The sequence below is a fragment of the Mycolicibacterium gadium genome (assembly GCF_010728925.1).
Lineage (GTDB): Bacteria > Actinomycetota > Actinomycetes > Mycobacteriales > Mycobacteriaceae > Mycobacterium > Mycobacterium gadium.
On the sequence record NZ_AP022608.1, the window covers coordinates 4,708,254 to 4,724,068 of the forward strand.

Consider the following 15,815-nt stretch of genomic DNA (forward strand, 5'->3'; position numbering starts at 1 on the left):
GCAGTCACGTCGCAACCCACCCCGTGAGTCTCGACAGTTAAGTTATGCAATGCTAACTTTTCGAAAGTTAGCCTGCCATAACTTACGGGGGAGACAAGCGCGCGTGCCTCTATCAACGGATTTTGCTGCGACGTCCCGCGTCGACAGCGACGTCGTGAGTCGTTTTGCGACGTGTTGCCGGGCGCTGGGCTTGTCTGTCCACGATCGGCGGCGCCCGCCGGATCTCTCGGCGGCCCGGTCCGGGTTTGCCGAACTGACGCGAATCGCCCGGGAGCAGTGCGACGCGTGGACGGGTTTGGCGGCCGCCGGCGATACCAGCGCGCGGGTCATCGAAGCCGTGTGGCAGACGGTGAAGTCCGCTGGTGTGCTGCAGCGTGAGGTCGACCTCGCCGACGGCGATCTGGGGTTCGACTACGACACCGGTCTCTACCTGCAATTCGCGGCCTCGACGCCGGACGATTTCGCGCTGGCCTACGCGGTAACCCTGTGCGACGTCGGCGACTACGCGGGGGCGGACAAGCTCGTCGACCCCCTGATCGCGCGGCGGCCGAGCTGGGTCGAGGCGCGGTGGGTGCGGGTCGCGATGTACTACCGGACTGAGCGATGGTCGGATGTGGTGCGCCTGCTCACCCCCATCGTCAACGACGCGAAGCTGGACGCGAGGTACGCACACGCCGTGCGCATCGCACTGGGCACCTCGCTCGCGAGGCTGGGCATGTTCGCCCCGGCGTTGTCCTACCTCGAGGACCCCTCCGGACCCGTCGCGGTCGCGGCCGTCGACGGCGCGCTGGCCAGGGCGCTGTCTCTGCGCGCACAGGGTGAGGACCTCGACGCCGCCGACGTGCTCGCCGAGCTCTACGCCGCCAACCCCGAGAACGAAGAAGTCGAGACCGCGATCACGGATACGTCGTACGGCATCGTGCCGACGACGGCAGCCAGGATCGAGGCCCGGACCGATCCGTGGGATCCCGAAACCGAGCCCACCGAAACAGATTTCGTCGATCCCGGCGCGAAGGAGCGCAAAGCCCACCTGCTGATCGAGGCCGAGGCGGAGCTCGCCGAGTTCATCGGCCTCGAAGAGGTCAAGTACCAGGTGGCCCGGCTGAAGAGCTCGGTCGCCATGGCGATCCGTCGTCAGGAGCGCGGGCTGACCGTGGCCAACCGCACCAATCACCTGGTTTTCGCGGGCCCGCCGGGCACCGGTAAGACGACGATTGCCCGCGTTGTCGCCAAGATCTATTGCGGGTTGGGCATTCTCAAGAAGGAGACCGTGCGCGAGGTGCACCGCGCCGACCTGATCGGCCAGCACATCGGCGAGACCGAGGCCAAGACCAACGGCATCATCGACAGCGCACTCGACGGCGTGCTGTTCCTCGACGAGGCCTATGCGCTGGTGTCGACCGGAGCGAAGAACGACTTCGGCCTCGTCGCCATCGACACGCTGCTGGCCCGTATGGAGAACGACCGCGAGCGGCTGGTCGTGATCGTCGCGGGTTACCGCAAGGACCTCGACGCGTTCCTCGACACGAACGAGGGTCTGCGTTCGCGGTTCACCCGCAGCATCGACTTCCCGTCGTATTCGCCGCACGAACTGGTGGAGATCGCCATGCGTATGGCCGAGAAGCGAGACAGCGTCTTCGAGCCGGCGGCGCTACAACACATGGAGACGCTGTTCGGCCAGCTCGCCTCGGTCACCACCCCCGACGCCAACGGGGTCGAGCGGCGCAACCTCGACATCGCCGGCAACGGCCGGTTCGTCCGCAACCTCGTAGAGCGTTCTGAAGAGGAGCGGGAATTCCGTCTCGACCATTCCGACACAGACGATTTCACCGATGACGAGCTGATGACCATCACCGACCAGGACGTCACGAGATCCGCCATCCCGCTGCTGCGCGGCCTCGGACTGTCGGTGTCCGAATGAGCGGCCAGGATCGCGAGGGTGGCGACCGCCGCGAGTTCACCTCCAGGACCCCGGTCAACGAGAACCCCGACCGGGTCGCTTACCGGCGTGGATTCGTCACGCGCCATCAGGTCTCGGGCTGGCGATTCATCATGCGGCGCATCGCCTCCGGTGTGGCGCTGCATGACACCCGGATGCTCGTCGATCCGCTGCGCACCCAGTCGCGCGCAGTCCTCGTCGGCGCACTCGTTCTGATCACCGGTCTCGCCGGCTGCTTCATCTTCTCGCTCATCAGGCCCGGCGGCGTGGCGGGCAACGACGCGATCCTGGCGGACCGCACCTCATCGGCCCTTTACGTCCGCCTCGGCGACCAGTTGCATCCGGTGCTGAACCTGACCTCGGCGCGCCTGATCGCGGGCCGGCCCGACAACCCGACCACGGTGAAGACCAGTGAGATCGACCAGTTCGCGCGCGGCAACCTGATCGGCATCCCCGGTGCGCCAGAACGCATGGTGCAGAGCACCACCGGCGACGCCGACTGGACGGTGTGCGACGGAGCGTCCGGACCGGCGACGGGCGTGACGCTGATCGCCGCCCCGCTGACCGAGGGCGGCGAACGCGCCGCGGTGCTGCCCAAAAACGAGGTCATTCTGGTCTCCAACGAGGCCGGACCCAACGCGGGCACGTGGCTGCTGTGGGACGGCCGTCGCAGCACGATCGACCTGAACGATCGCGCGGTCACCGGTGCGCTGGGCCTGGGCCCGGACGCGCCCGCCAGTCGCGCCGTCGCTCCGGGTCTGTTCAACGCGATTCCGGAGGCTTCCGCGCTGAGTGCGCCCGTCGTCGAGGGTGCGGGCGAGCCGACGAGCTACCCGCTGCCGACGCCGACTCCGGTCGGTGCGGTCGTCACATCGTTCGGAGCCGACAACGCACTACAGCACTACGCGGTGCTTCGCCAAGGGCTGCAACCGGTTTCGCCGGTAGTCGCCGCGATCCTGCGCAACACCAACTCGTTCGGCCTCAACCAGCCGCCGCGGCTGGGAGCCGACGACATCGCCAAGGCGCCGGTGGCGAGCGGTATCGACAACGACGCGTATCCGAGCGAGCCGGTCACGATCGTCGACGCCACCGACGCACCGCTGACGTGCGCCCAGTGGACACGGCCCGCGGACGCGACCGGGGGGACTCTTCAGTTGCGTTCTGGCGTAACGCTTCCGGTGGCCGACGAACTGCGCACCGTCGCGCTGGTCGGAGCCGGATCGGGCACCACGGCCGACCGCGTCGTGCTGACACCCGGCTCAGGCTTCCTGGTGCAGACCGTCGGCCAGGACGGCGGAGGAACGTCGACGCAGCCGGTCGGAGGGGCGACTTTCTGGCTCAGCGACACCGGCGTGCGGTACGGCCTCGACACCGAGGGTGACCAGAAGACGATCGAGGCGCTCGGGCTGACCCCGCCGCCGCTACCCATTCCATGGTCGATGCTGAGCCAGTTCGCAGAGGGCCCGACGTTGTCGCGTGCCGACGCCCTGTTGGCCCACGACGGGCTCGCAGCTGACCCCCGCCCGGCAGTCGTGAGGGAGACCAATCCGTGAGTCGGCTCATCTTCGAAGCGCGTCGCAGGATTGCGCCGCCGACGGTGCGCAAGGGCACCATCACGATCGAACCGCCGCCGGAACTGCCCCGGATGGTGCCGCCGTCGTTGTTGCGGCGGGTACTGCCGTATCTGATCGTCATCCTGATCATCGGCATGATCGTCGCGCTGGTCGCCACCGGTATGCGGCTGATCTCGCCGACGACGCTGTTCTTCCCGTTCGTCCTGCTGCTGGCCGCGACGGCGCTCTACCGCGGCACGGACAACAAGATGCGCACCGAGGAGGTGGACGCCGAGCGGGCCGACTACCTGCGATATCTGTCGGTAATCCGCGACAACGTGCGCGCACACGCGGCCGAACAGCGTGCCGCCCTCGAGTGGTCTCATCCGGATCCCAGGTTGCTCGCCGAGGTGCCTGGCACCCGCCGCCAGTGGGAGCGCGACCCGCACGACAGCGACTTCCTCGTCGTGCGAACGGGTTTGCACGATGCCCCGCTGGGCACAGGGCTGCGGGTCAAGGACAGCGCCGACGAGGTCGACCTCGAACCGGTTTCGCACACCACCTTGCGCGGACTGCTCGACGTGCAGCGCACGGTGCGCGCCGTCCCCGCGGCGATCGATTTGGCCAAGGTCTCGCGGATCTCCGTGCTGGGCGAGCCGGACGAGGTTCGTGCTGCGTTGCGCGCGTGGCTCATCCAGGCGGTCACCTGGCACGACCCCGCCGTCCTCGGTGTCGCCCTGGCATCACCGGCCTTCGAGAGCGACGACTGGTCGTGGCTGAAGTGGTTGCCGCACAACGACGTACCCGGCTCATCCGACGGGGCGGGCCCCGCGCGCTATCTCTGCGGCGACGTTGCGCAACTACGCTCGTTGCTGGATCCGGTACTCGCCGACCGCCCACCGTTCGGCTCGGACGCGGATTCGGGTGCCAAGCATCTGTTGATCGTCATAGACGACCCCGAGAACGACGATCCGAACGTCCTGGTGCCGCGCGTCGGGCTCTCCGGTGTGACGCTGGTGCAGCGCATCGCCGAACCTCCGCACCGCGAGCAGTACCCCGACCCCGAACGGCCCATCCTGCGCGTCGCGGACGGGAGGCTCGAGCGGTGGCAATCCGGTGGCTGGGCAGCGTATGTCGACGCGGCCGATCACCTCGATGTCGCCGAAGCCCGCCACGTCGCGCGACGGTTGTCCCGCTGGGATTCCAATCCGAGCCAGGCGCGTACGAGCAATGCCGGGGTGGCGACGTTTTCGACACTGCTCGGGATTCCGGACGCCGCGGCGCTGGACGTGGCGAGTCTGTGGGCGCCCCGCGCGCGTGCAGACGAGCTTCGGGTGCCCATCGGTGTGACGTCGACCGGCGATCCGTTGGAGTTCGATCTCAAGGACGAGGCAGAGGGCGGCATGGGCCCTCACGGTCTGATGATCGGTATGACCGGCTCGGGCAAGTCGCAGACGCTGATGTCGATCCTGTTGTCGCTGCTGACCACTCACTCCGCGGACCGGCTGATCGTCATCTACGCCGACTTCAAGGGTGAGGCCGGTGCCGACATCTTCCGCGACTTCCCGCAGGTGGTCGCCGTCATCTCGAACATGGCCGAGAAGCGTTCCCTGGCAGATCGTTTCGCCGACACACTGCGCGGCGAGGTGGCGCGTCGCGAGCAACTGCTGATGGAGGCCGGCAGGCGAGTGCAAGGCAGCGCCTTCAACTCGGTGCTGGAATACGAGGCCGCCATCGCGGCGGGCCACGATCTGCCGCCGCTACCGACGCTGCTCGTGGTCGCCGACGAGTTCTCACTGATGCTGTCCGATCATCCCGAGTACGCAGAGCTCTTCGACTACGTTGCTCGCAAGGGCCGGTCGTTCCGCATCCACATCCTGTTCGCATCGCAGACTCTCGACGTCGGTCGCATCAAGGACATCGACAAGAACACCTCGTACCGCATCGGGCTCAAGGTGGCGAGCCCGGCCGTCAGCCGCCAGATCATCGGCGTCGAGGACGCGTTCCACATCGAGGCGGGGCCGGATCACAAGGGTGAGGGTTACCTGGTGCCGACGCCCGGCGCCATGCCGGTCAAGTTCCGCAGCACCTATGTCGACGGCATCTACGACCCGCCCCGGGTCGAGAAGTCGGTTGTCGTGCAATCGCTTCCGGTCCCACAGCTGTTCACCGCCGGCCACGTGGAGGCGCCCGCGGATACGGTGACGGTCGTCGAACCCGCCGCGCACGAGGACCGTCCGCCGCGCAAGCTCGTCGCCACCATCGGCGGCCAGCTCTCGCACTACGGCCCCAAGGCGCCGCGGTTGTGGCTGCCCCCGCTGGACGAGCCGATACCGCTGGACGAGCTGCTCGCGCGCGCGGACGTCTCCGAGCGTGAATGGCGTTGGCCGTTAGGCGAAATCGATCGACCGTTCGCGATGCGGCGTGATCCGCTGATCTTCGACGCGACATCGGCCGCCGCCAACGTGCTGATTCACGGCGGACCGAGGTCGGGCAAGACAACGGCGCTGCAGACGTTCATGCTGTCGGCCGCCGCGCTGCACTCGCCCCGCGACGTCACGTTCTACTGCCTGGACTACGGCGGCGGTCAGTTGCGCGAGCTCGAAGACCTCGCGCACGTCGGCAGCATCGCGTCGCCACTGGAACCCGAACGCATCCGGCGCACGTTCGGTGAACTCGAACAGCTGCTGCAGGCGCGACAAGCTCGTGGCCACTCCGGCAACGGCGAGCGTGATGAGTACGGCGAAGTCTTTCTCGTCATCGACAACCTGTACGCCTTCAGCCGCGACAACACCGACACGTTCAACACCCGAAACCCGTTGCTGGCCAAGGTCACCGAGCTGGTCAACACCGGTATGTCCTATGGCATCCACGTCATCATCACCACGCCGAACTGGCTCGAGGTGCCGTTGGCGATGCGCGACGGGCTCGGGTTGCGGCTCGAGCTCAAGCTCGCGGATGCGCGTGACAGCAATGTGCGGATCACCGGGGCGCTGCGCAGGCCCGCCGAAGCCGTGCCCGCCGACCAGCCGGGGCGCGGCCTGACGATGGCCGCCGAGCACTTCCTCGTCGCCGAGCCCTCGCTGCGCGATATCGCGGTCATCAACGCGCGGTACCCGGGTGTCGCGGCGCCACCGGTGCGGCTGCTGCCGCTGGAGCTGGTCCCGGCCGCGGTGGCGCCGCTGTATCCGGCACCGGAGCGGGTGGTCGTCGGCCAGCGCGAGGAGGACCTCGCCGCGGTGTCGTTGAGCTTTTCGGACAATCCCTTGCTCATGGTGTTCGGCGACGCCAAATCGGGCAAGACGACGTTGCTGCGCCATGTGATTCGCACGATCCGCGAGAACTCGACGCCGGACCGCGTGGCGTTCACGGTGATCGACCGCCGCCTGCACCTCGTCGAGGAACCGTTGTTCCCCGACAACGAGTACACCCCGAACATCGATCGGATCACGCCCGCGATGCTCGGGCTCTCGGCACTCTTGGAGAAGCGCCGACCGCCGGCTGGGCTGAGCCCGCAAGAGTTGAGCAGGTGGTCCTATCAGTCAGGTGCCGATGGCCACACCCACTATCTGATCGTCGACGACGTCGACCAGATCCCGGACGCTCCCGCCGTCAGCGGGCCGTTCGTCGGTCAACGTCCGTGGACCGGCATCATCGGGTTGTTGTCGCAGGCGAGCGAGCTCGGGTTGCGCGTCATCGTCACTGCGCGAGCAACGGGGTCGGCGCACGCTTTGATGACTGCTCCGCTGCTGCGGCGCCTCAACGAGCTGCAAGCCGCCATCGTCATGTTGTCCGGTAACCCGCAGGACAGCGGCAAGATCAGGGGCCACCGGTTCCGCAGGTTGCCCGCAGGTCGCGCCATGTTGCTGGACGACGGCGATGCTCCGACGTTCCTGCAGCTCGTCAATCCGCTCGCAGACACAGTCCAAGGCAGCACCGGACATCACGGAAACCGAGGAAGGGAGTTCAACTGATGACTCTGCGCGTAGTTCCCGAGGGCCTTGTCGCGGCCAGCGCCGCGGTCGAGGCACTGACCGCCCGACTCGCCGCCGCTCACGCCGCGGCCGCGCCCCTGATCAGTGCCGTCCTGCCGCCGGCCGCCGATGCTGTGTCGCTGCAGACCGCGGCGAGCATGAGCGCGCACGGCGTGCAGCACAACACGATGGCCGCGCTCGGCGTCGAGGAACTCGGACGTTCCGGGGTCGGGGTCGGCGAGTCCGGTGCCAGCTATCTCACCGGTGACGCGATGGCCGCTGTGTCTTATTTGGCGGCCCACGGGCCGCTCGGTAGCTGAACATGATGGCCCCCATCTGGATGGCTCTCCCGCCGGAGGTGCACTCCGCGATGCTCAGCGCAGGCCCTGGCCCGGGCCCGATGCTGGCTGCCGCGGGGGCTTGGCAGTCGTTGGCCGCCGAATATGCCTCCGCCGCAGCGGAGTTGACCGGCGTACTGGGTGGGGTCCAGGGTGGCGCCTGGGAGGGCCCGAGCGCCGAGCAGTACGTCGCCGCACATGCGCCGTACCTGGCGTGGCTGGCACAGGCGAGTGCCAACAGCACGGCGACCGCCGTTCAGCACGAGACGGCGGCCGCCGCCTACAGCGTGGCGCTCGCGACGATGCCGACACTGGCCGAGCTGGCGCTCAACCATGCCGTACATGGGATCCTGGTCGGCACGAACTTCCTGGGGGTCAACACGATTCCCATCGCGCTGAACGAAGCCGACTACGTGCGGATGTGGATTCAGGCCGCGACGACCATGAGCACTTATCAGGCGGTGTCAGGCGCCGCGGTGGCCGCCGCGCCGACCACCATGCCCGCGCCGTTCCTGCTGACTCCCGGTGTCGGAGAAGCGGGTTCGGCGGCAGCAGACGCACAGCAGTCCGCAGCGATGGTGACGGCCGCCGATTCCGGTGCGGCGCTGAACGTCGCGGACTCGATCTCGGATCTGCTGCAGCGGATCAGCAAGTTCTTCGAGGACTTTTTCGAATCGATCCTGAACTTCGTACGCAACTTCTTTCGCGCCATCTTCGACTCCCTGAGCGACTTCCTGAACAACTTCCTCGGGTGGCTCGGCAACCCGTCGTCGGGGGTGCTGCTCTTGTTCATCGCATACCAGGCGATCACCCAGCCGCTCGGATGGACCACCTGGTCGATGATCTTCGCCGCTCCGATATTCCTCCCGATCATGATCGGGCTCATCTACCAGTATCTGAACCCGCCACAGGCGGTTCCCGCGCCCGCCCCTGCTCCCGCGCCCGCGCCGGCCCCCGCACGTGCGCCGGTGGCCCGGGCGGAGAGCCTGCCACCGATGACATCGGTGGCACCGACTGTGCCCACTGGAACTGCCGCACCGTCACCGTCGGTCAGCGCCGGGTCCGCGCCCGCCGGCGCCGCGCCGGCACCGAGTGTCGGCGCGGCGCTGCCGTACGTCGTTCCCGGAGCGGGCCCGGACGGCGGTGTCTCCCCGACGTTCCGGGACGGCATCGCAGCCAAAGCGCCCGCCTCCGACATCGCGGCATCTGCCGCGGCCGCGGCGGCGGCGTCGTCGTTGGCAAAACGCAAGGCTCGCCGTAAGCGTGCGCAGCCGATCCACCAGCGCCAGTACGCCGACGCGTACATGGACTACGAACCCGAAGCCGAGGACACTCCGCCGGAACCGCGGTCGCGCATGCGCGCGTCCGAACGCGGTGCTGGGACAGTCGGTTTCACCGGTGCCGCAACGAAGCCGGAGACGGAGCAGGCCACCGGTCTCACCGAGCTCGCCGGCGACTCGTTCGGCGGCGGTCCCACAGAACCCATGTTGCCCGGCGACTGGGACCAAGAGGGGGGAACGCGCAACTGAGCAGACCGTCCGACCGAATCCGTCAGAGCTGAGAATCGAAAGGAAAAGCCATGAGCATGTTGGACGCTCACATCCCGCAGCTGGTCTCCTCGGAGGCCGCGTTCGCCGCCAAGGCTGCGCTGATGCGCAGCACCATGGCCCAGGCCGAGCAGGCGGCGCAGTCGGCGCAGGCCTTCCACATGGGCGAATCGTCGGCTGCCTTCCAGGCCGCGCACGCCCGCTTCATCGAGGTGTCCGCCAAGATCAACTCGCTGCTCGACATCGCGCAGATCAACCTTGGCGACGCCGCAGGCACGTACGTGGCCGAGGACGCCGCGGCGGCCAGCACCTACACCGGAATCTGAGATCTGAACTTCCCAAACTGACGAGAGGAGAACCTGATGTCGCAGATCATGTACAACTACCCGGCGATGCTCGGACATGCGGGCGAGATGGCCGGCTATGCCGGTGCGATGCACGGTGTCGGTGCGGACATCGCCGCCGAGCAGGCGGCGTTGGCGAGCGGGTGGCAGGGCGATACCGGCATGACCTACCAGGCGTGGCAGGCGCAATGGAACACCAGCCTCGAGGAGCTCGTGCGGGCCTACCGCGCGATGGCCGCCACCCATGAGACGAACACCATGTCGATGAGCGCCCGCGACGCGGCCGAAGGCGCCAAGTGGGGTGGCTGAGGTTCGTTGACCGCTAACGCAGTCGAGCTGACCGCGGAGCAGGCCTGGTTTGTCGCTGATGCGTTGGGCGCAGGGAGCTTTCCCTGGGTTCTCGCCATCACGCCGCCCTACAGCGACCACGCGCAGCGCGCGGCGGTCGCGGCCAGGCTCTCCGCGGAGCTGGCGGCCCTGGGGGTGATGACCGGGGACGGGGTCATCGATCCCGGTGTTCGCCAATGGGTCACGACGACGTGCCGGCCCCGGCGCTGGATGGACCTCAGATTCGTTCGCGGATCCGGAAACATGCTGCGCGGCCACGTCGCACGTCGCGTCGAACAGACCGATCAGCACGCCGTCGCGCTGCGTGGCGGCGGCCTGATCACGCTGACGGCCTTGAACATCGACCATCCGCAGGCACTGGTGCCCGTCCTGACCGCCGGGCTGTCGGGACGGCCGCCCGCGAAATTCGAGGAGTTCACCATTCCCGCACGGACCGGGGCGCGCGCCGACGAGCAACTGCGCGACGGCGCCGCGCTCGATGACGTCATCGAGTTCCTCGGCATCCCCGCGACCGCGCGCGCCGTCGTGACGGCGGCGTACGCGCCGGACCGCAGCTATGTGGAGATCGTCGCGGGCGACCACCGCGACGGCCATCGCGTCAGCACGAATGTCGGCGTCAGCGTCGTCGACACCCGAGAAGGGCGTGTCCTCGTCGCCCCGTCGAAAGCCTTCGATGGGGAATGGGTTTCGACCTTCGCCCCAGGCACACCGCTGGCCATCGCCACCGCGATGGAGCGGCTCACGTCCACGCTGCCCGACGGGCCGTGGTTCCCCAACCAGCAGTTGACCCGAGACTTCGACTCGGACCAGAGAACGGAACACCAGCAATGGCGTCAGACAGTCAGTTGATCGGCACGAATTCATCGGCGGTGATGCCCATCGTTCGCGTCGCGGTGCTCGCCTCGGGCGGCCCCGACTCTGCGGGCGGCGGTCGGGTCACCGACATGGCGCTGCCGACAGAGCTTCCGCTGCGCGAGATCCTGCCCGCGGTGCGGCGAATGGCGATGGCGACGGATGACGGCGACTCTTCTGACTCGGTGCAGCTTTCGCTCGCCCCGATCGGTGGTGCGCCGTTCAGCCTCGACGCCACACTGAACACCGTCGGCGTCGTCGACGGCGATCTGCTGGCGCTGCAACGGGTACCGGCCGGGCCGCCCGCGCCGCGGATCGTGGAGGACATCGGCGACGCCGCGGTCATCTTCTCCGCCGCACGGGAAAAGCCGTGGAGTGCAAGCCACATTCAGCGAGGCGCGACACTGGCCCTGATCGCACTCATCCTGACCGCAACGGTGTTCGCCACCGCGCACCGGCTGTCAGTCGGCGGCTATGCCGGGCTCATCGCGGCGTGCGGCGTCGCGGTGCTCTCCGTGCTCGTCACGATGCTCGCGTGGGGACGCGCGCCGAAACTCGCTACCGCGCTGTCGATCACGGCGCTGGTCCCGATCGCCGCGGCCCTCGGGCTCTCCGTGCCCGGCGAGACCGGCGCGGCGCAGGTGCTGCTGGCCGCGGCCGGCGTGACGGCATGGGCGATCGTCAGCATCACCGTCGCAGAGCGCGCAATCGCGGTCTTCACCGCGGTGACCGTGGTGGGTGTCGGCGCCGTCCTCACCGCCGGTGCTGCGACGATCTGGCACCTGGACACCGTCGTCATCGCCTCGATCTTGATCGTGCTGGCCCTCGCGGTCACCGTGCAGGCCCCGCAACTCTCCGCGACGTGGTCGCGCCTGCCTGCGCCGGTGATCCCCGCGCCGGGCGATCCGACGCCGCCGCCGCCCTCGCTCAAAGTGCTGCAAGACCTCCCTCGTCGGGTGCGCGTGACCGATTCGCACCAGACCGGTTTCGTCGCAGGCGGTGTGGTGCTTGCGACCGTGGGAACCTGGCTGATGGCCAACCCGACCGGAGTGTCGTACTGGGCGTGGTACGTGGTGGGTGCGGTCGCGCTCGGCGCGGTGTTGCGCGCCCGGGTGTGGGACTCCGCACCGTGCAAGGCGTGGCTGCTCGCCCATCCGTTCCTGATGGGTTCCCTGTTCCTCGTCGGGTTCGCAGCCGAGGACCGCTACACCGCGGCTTGGTGGACGCTGGCGGCGCTGGCGGGTCTGACGGCCGTGTTCGTGTTCGCGGCGCTCGTCCCGCGGGTCGCGTCGCCGGACACCTATTCGTTGCCGATGCGCCGTCTGGTGGGTTTCCTCGCCTCCGGAGTCGACGCGTCGCTGATCCCGGTGCTGGCGTATCTGGTTGGACTGTTCGCCTGGGTCTTGAATCGGTGATGTACGCGATGCTGCGCAGTGCGCTTGCGGCTGCGACGGCGATGCTGGCCGTCGCGACAGTGAGTTGTCCTGCGGCAGGGGCGATCACGCCGCCCGAACTGGACCCCGGGGCGGTACCGCCTTCGGGGGCGCCGGGTCCCGTACAGCCGATGGCGCAGCGCAACCCGTGCGTCGCCACCGGTGTGCTGCCGGGCAGCGATCCCGGCGCGGTGAACCAGAACTCGTCGATGCTCAACCTTTCCGGGGCGTGGAAATACAGCCGCGGCGACGGGCAACTCGTGGCGGTACTCGACACCGGCGTGCGGCCAGGACCACGCCTGCCGAACGTCGACCCGGGGGGCGACTTCGTGGAAACCACCGACGGTCTGGTGGACTGCGACGGACACGGAACTCTGGTGGCCGGCCTCATCGCCGGACAGCCGGGTGACGACGATTTCTCGGGAGTCGCACCTGGCGCGCGGATCCTGTCGATCCGGTCGACGTCGGCGCGGTACGCACCTCGTGACTCCGGGGAGGATCCCGTCACCGCACGGGTGGCGCTCGACGTCGCAACGCTCGCACGGGCCGTCGTGCGCGCGGCCGATCTCGGTGCCCGCGTCATCAACATCTCGGCGGTGACGTGCCTGCCAGCGAACAAGACCGTCGACCAGACCGAGCTCGGTGCCGCGTTGCGTTACGCAGCGGTCGACAAGGACGCCGTCATCATCGCCGCGGCCGGAAACAACAAGGCCGGACTGAATCCTGGTTCGGCGTGTCCGTCGAATCCGCTGTCGGACCCCGGTCGGCCCGAGGACCCGAGGAACTGGGCGGGCGTCACCGAAATCTCGATCCCGTCGTGGTGGCAGCAGTACGTTCTGTCCGTCGGCTCGTTGAATTCCTCCGGCACGGCTTCGAATTTCACTATGGCCGGCCCGTGGGTGGGCATCGCGGCGCCGGGCGAGAACATCACTTCGGTCGGGAACGCCGACGGTGGCGGGCTCGCCAACGCGCTGCCCAGCGACCAGGGTGAGCTTTTCCCCCTCAACAGCGCAAGTTTTGCCGCGGCGTATGTCTCCGGCGTTGCGGCGTTGGTGCGCAGCCGATTTCCAGAGTTGACCGCCGACCAGGTGGTCGAACGACTGACGGCCGGGGCGCAGGGGGCGGCCCGCGCGCCGTCCAACCTGACCGGCGCCGGGCTCGTCGACGCCGTCGCGTCGTTGACGTGGGACGTCAGCGCCGCGAGCGACGTCGCCGGTGAACCTCGACCCAAACCCGTAGCGGCCCCGCCGCAACCGGCACCACCGGACAACACGCCGCGCACGGTGGCTTTCGTCGGCACCGGTGTGCTGGCGCTGGTCGCCGCCGTCACCGCGGGGGTCGCCGCCCAACGACGAAAGACGGAGACAAAGTGACCATCCGAATCGCGCTCGCGCTGCTTCTCATCGTTCCCGCGGCCATGACCTATCCGTGGGATTCCGACCAAGACTGGTGGATCCTCGGTGTCGCTGTCGGCGTCACGCTGTTCGTATTCGCCTGGTGGCGAGGACTGTTCGTGACAGAGATGATCGGCCGTGTCTTCGCTATGTGGCGGCGCAACCACGCCAAGTCGAAGCCAACGGCGGCCGCCGAAGCCACCGTTGTGTTGCACGTCGACGATCCGGCCGGCATGGGCCTGTCGCTGCCGACGGTGGCCGGGTACGTCGAACGTTTCGGCGTCCGCTGCGACAAGGTCCGGGTGACCAACCGCGACGACGATGGCGTCCGCACGACCTGGATCAGCATGACGCTGCGCGCCGTCGACAACCTGGCGGCGCTCAAGGCCCGTTCCGCCGACCTCCCCCTGTCGGACACGGCCCAGATCGTCGGTCGCCGACTCGCCGATCACCTCCGCGAGGACGGTCTGCTGGCGGTCATCGTCGACGAGGCGCCGACTCCGCTGACCGGTGGCGGCCGCGAGAAGTGGCGCGGAGTCCGGGAGGACAGCGGATTCGTCTCGGCGTACGGAATCCCGCTTGACGACGATCTCTCCGATCGGCTCGCCGAGTTGTGGTCGCAGCCGACGGAGACGTGGACGGCGCTCGAATTCGGTGGCACCTCAGCACAGCCCACGGTGCGGGCGCTGTGCGCGATCCGGACCGCCGAGCCAGTACGCGGTACGCCGATCGCGGGTCTCACGGCCCAACCCGGTATTCAGGGCCTGTTGCTCACCGCGTTGGCGCCGGGGTCGGCGGAACGCCTCGACATCCCCAGCAGCCCACTGCCACAGGGACTGCTCGAGCCGGCAGGATGGCTGGTAGGCGGCCGTTGGTCAGTCGAACATGAAATCGCGCATGAAGCGGGTCATCCTGCGTAGGTAGTCAGGCTGGCTGACGTGCAGGATGTGGTTGCCGGGGAACCAGTGAAACGCGCAGCGATCCCAGTGCTCCCATAGCATTTCGGCCTGCTCCGGCGGCGCCAGCCGATCACCGAGACCGGTGATGATCAGCCGCCGGTCCTTGGGAACCAGAGGCTCGTAGTTCAGCGGCGACGAGAACCGTGCCGCGGCCTTGGTGAGCTCTGAGTCGGTGTTCGAGAGCAGGCTCCGCAGTTGGACGACCTTGTTGGCGGGGAACCATTCGTCGACGGTTTGATCGGGCGCGACGACGGGGACGTTCGGAATGACCGCCTGGATCCGGTCGTCGACGCTGGCGATCAGCGCAGAGGTGTAGCCGCCCAACGACATCCCAGTCAGACTGATCCGGTCGACGCCGGTGAACTCCAGGTAGTCGATGATCGACCTGAAGTCGTGCACGGCCTGTGCCATGGCTTCTGCGAAGCCGGAGAAGCCGTTCGCGAAGAAACCGTAACCGCTGAATGGCGAGCCTTTTTCGGCGCGGCTGCCGTGGAATGGCATGGTGTACAACAGGACATCGTAGCCGGACCGGTAGAACCACGGCAGCGAGAAGAACAGTCCGTTGAACAGATACGGCGAACCCATGAAGCCGTGAATCACGCACAGTGTCGGGTGGGGCCCGTCGTCGTGGCGCCAGTGCTGGGCGTGCACCACATTGTTGCGGGTGAAGCCTCGGCACTGTTCACGCAACGCCGGATTGACGGCTTCGAAGCTGCTGTCGAATCGGATGTTGTGCACGTTGCCCTTGGCGATCCACTCGGCGATCGGACTGGCTGGGCGTGACGCGACCCGCGGCACCTCCGTCGGCGCGGGAAAGGACAACGTGGGATCTTTCGCCGAAGCCAGTTCGGCGTAGAACCTCAATTGATTTTGTTCGGCCCGCGCTCGGCTGCCGCGCAGCCCCCCGACGAGCGTCGGCAGCATCGTCGTCGCGAGCAGCGAGGCGATGGCGGTGCGCAGGGCGATGTCGGCCACTGCGGACGAGTCCACGATGAGTCGCTGGCGCAGTGTGAGATCGGCGCGACGCGGGAGTCCCTGGACGGTCGCGTCAGCCCCGGGGACGTCGGGAACGGGAATGGGCGGATCCACCGGGGTGGTGTCCGAAGTGGTCACGTTCCGCATCGTAACCCGAGT

General features: G+C 68.0%; 12 protein-coding genes. 11 read left to right on the forward strand and 1 reads right to left on the reverse strand.

Features of this window, described 5'->3' with window-relative positions:
- Positions 1-103 precede the first annotated feature (103 nt).
- From eccA to eccE, 11 genes are read left to right on the forward strand one after another with little or no spacing between them, the layout of a single operon-like run.
- The gene (gene eccA, locus G6N36_RS23280; protein WP_163689156.1) at positions 104-1,921 is read left to right on the forward strand and encodes a type VII secretion AAA-ATPase EccA; all 1,818 of its coding nucleotides are present in this window, start codon (positions 104-106) and stop codon (positions 1,919-1,921) included.
- Complete coding sequence (gene eccB, locus G6N36_RS23285; protein WP_163689157.1) at positions 1,918-3,492, forward strand: type VII secretion protein EccB; 1,575 nt, start codon at positions 1,918-1,920, stop codon at positions 3,490-3,492. Before eccA ends, eccB begins: the two co-directional genes overlap by 4 nt.
- Positions 3,489-7,466, forward strand: coding sequence for a type VII secretion protein EccCa (gene eccCa, locus G6N36_RS23290; RefSeq protein WP_163689158.1), 3,978 nt, complete (start codon positions 3,489-3,491; stop codon positions 7,464-7,466). Before eccB ends, eccCa begins: the two co-directional genes overlap by 4 nt.
- Positions 7,466-7,786, forward strand: coding sequence for a PE family protein (locus G6N36_RS23295; RefSeq protein ID WP_163689159.1), 321 nt, complete (start codon positions 7,466-7,468; stop codon positions 7,784-7,786). The genes eccCa and G6N36_RS23295 overlap by 1 nt, the downstream gene beginning before the upstream one ends.
- A 2-nt stretch (positions 7,787-7,788) precedes the next feature.
- Positions 7,789-9,333, forward strand: coding sequence for a PPE family protein (locus G6N36_RS23300; protein ID WP_163689160.1), 1,545 nt, complete (start codon positions 7,789-7,791; stop codon positions 9,331-9,333).
- Positions 9,334-9,383: 50 nt separating this feature from the next.
- Complete coding sequence (locus tag G6N36_RS23305) at positions 9,384-9,677, forward strand: type VII secretion protein EsxS (RefSeq protein ID WP_163689161.1); 294 nt, start codon at positions 9,384-9,386, stop codon at positions 9,675-9,677.
- A gap of 36 nt (positions 9,678-9,713) precedes the next feature.
- A complete protein-coding gene (locus G6N36_RS23310) occupies positions 9,714-10,004 on the forward strand; it encodes a WXG100 family type VII secretion target (protein WP_163689162.1) in 291 nt (96 codons plus the stop codon).
- Positions 10,005-10,010: 6 nt separating this feature from the next.
- A complete protein-coding gene (locus G6N36_RS23315; RefSeq protein WP_163689163.1) occupies positions 10,011-10,892 on the forward strand; it encodes an ESX secretion-associated protein EspG in 882 nt (293 codons plus the stop codon).
- A complete protein-coding gene (eccD, locus tag G6N36_RS23320; RefSeq protein WP_276067671.1) occupies positions 10,871-12,310 on the forward strand; it encodes a type VII secretion integral membrane protein EccD in 1,440 nt (479 codons plus the stop codon). The genes G6N36_RS23315 and eccD overlap by 22 nt, the downstream gene beginning before the upstream one ends.
- Before the next feature lie 8 nt (positions 12,311-12,318).
- Positions 12,319-13,701 (forward strand): type VII secretion-associated serine protease mycosin, encoded by a 1,383-nt coding sequence (mycP, locus tag G6N36_RS23325; protein ID WP_163689164.1) that lies wholly within the window; start codon positions 12,319-12,321, stop codon positions 13,699-13,701.
- Entirely contained in the window at positions 13,698-14,642 is a 945-nt protein-coding gene (gene eccE / locus G6N36_RS23330; RefSeq protein WP_163689165.1) for a type VII secretion protein EccE, read from the forward strand. Before mycP ends, eccE begins: the two co-directional genes overlap by 4 nt.
- Here the strand turns inward: eccE and G6N36_RS23335 are convergent.
- Positions 14,598-15,803: an alpha/beta hydrolase family protein gene (locus G6N36_RS23335; protein WP_163689166.1), complete on the reverse strand. Its 1,206-nt coding sequence runs from the start codon at positions 15,801-15,803 to the stop codon at positions 14,598-14,600. The two genes, eccE and G6N36_RS23335, sit on opposite strands and share 45 nt — an antisense overlap.
- Positions 15,804-15,815: the final 12 nt, after the last annotated feature.

What these genes read in the sequence shown, in the direction of transcription:
- G6N36_RS23310 (WP_163689162.1), top strand. Translation starts at nt 9,714, where the DNA reads ATGTCGCAGATCATGTACAACTACCCGGCGATGCTCGGACATGCGGGC.
- G6N36_RS23305 (WP_163689161.1), top strand. Translation starts at nt 9,384, where the DNA reads ATGAGCATGTTGGACGCTCACATCCCGCAGCTGGTCTCCTCGGAGGCC.
- eccB (WP_163689157.1), top strand. Translation starts at nt 1,918, where the DNA reads ATGAGCGGCCAGGATCGCGAGGGTGGCGACCGCCGCGAGTTCACCTCC.
- G6N36_RS23300 (WP_163689160.1), top strand. Translation starts at nt 7,789, where the DNA reads ATGATGGCCCCCATCTGGATGGCTCTCCCGCCGGAGGTGCACTCCGCG.
- mycP (WP_163689164.1), top strand. Translation starts at nt 12,319, where the DNA reads ATGCTGCGCAGTGCGCTTGCGGCTGCGACGGCGATGCTGGCCGTCGCG.
- eccD (WP_276067671.1), top strand. Translation starts at nt 10,871, where the DNA reads ATGGCGTCAGACAGTCAGTTGATCGGCACGAATTCATCGGCGGTGATG.
- G6N36_RS23295 (WP_163689159.1), top strand. Translation starts at nt 7,466, where the DNA reads ATGACTCTGCGCGTAGTTCCCGAGGGCCTTGTCGCGGCCAGCGCCGCG.
- G6N36_RS23335 (WP_163689166.1), bottom strand. Translation starts at nt 15,803, where the DNA reads ATGCGGAACGTGACCACTTCGGACACCACCCCGGTGGATCCGCCCATT.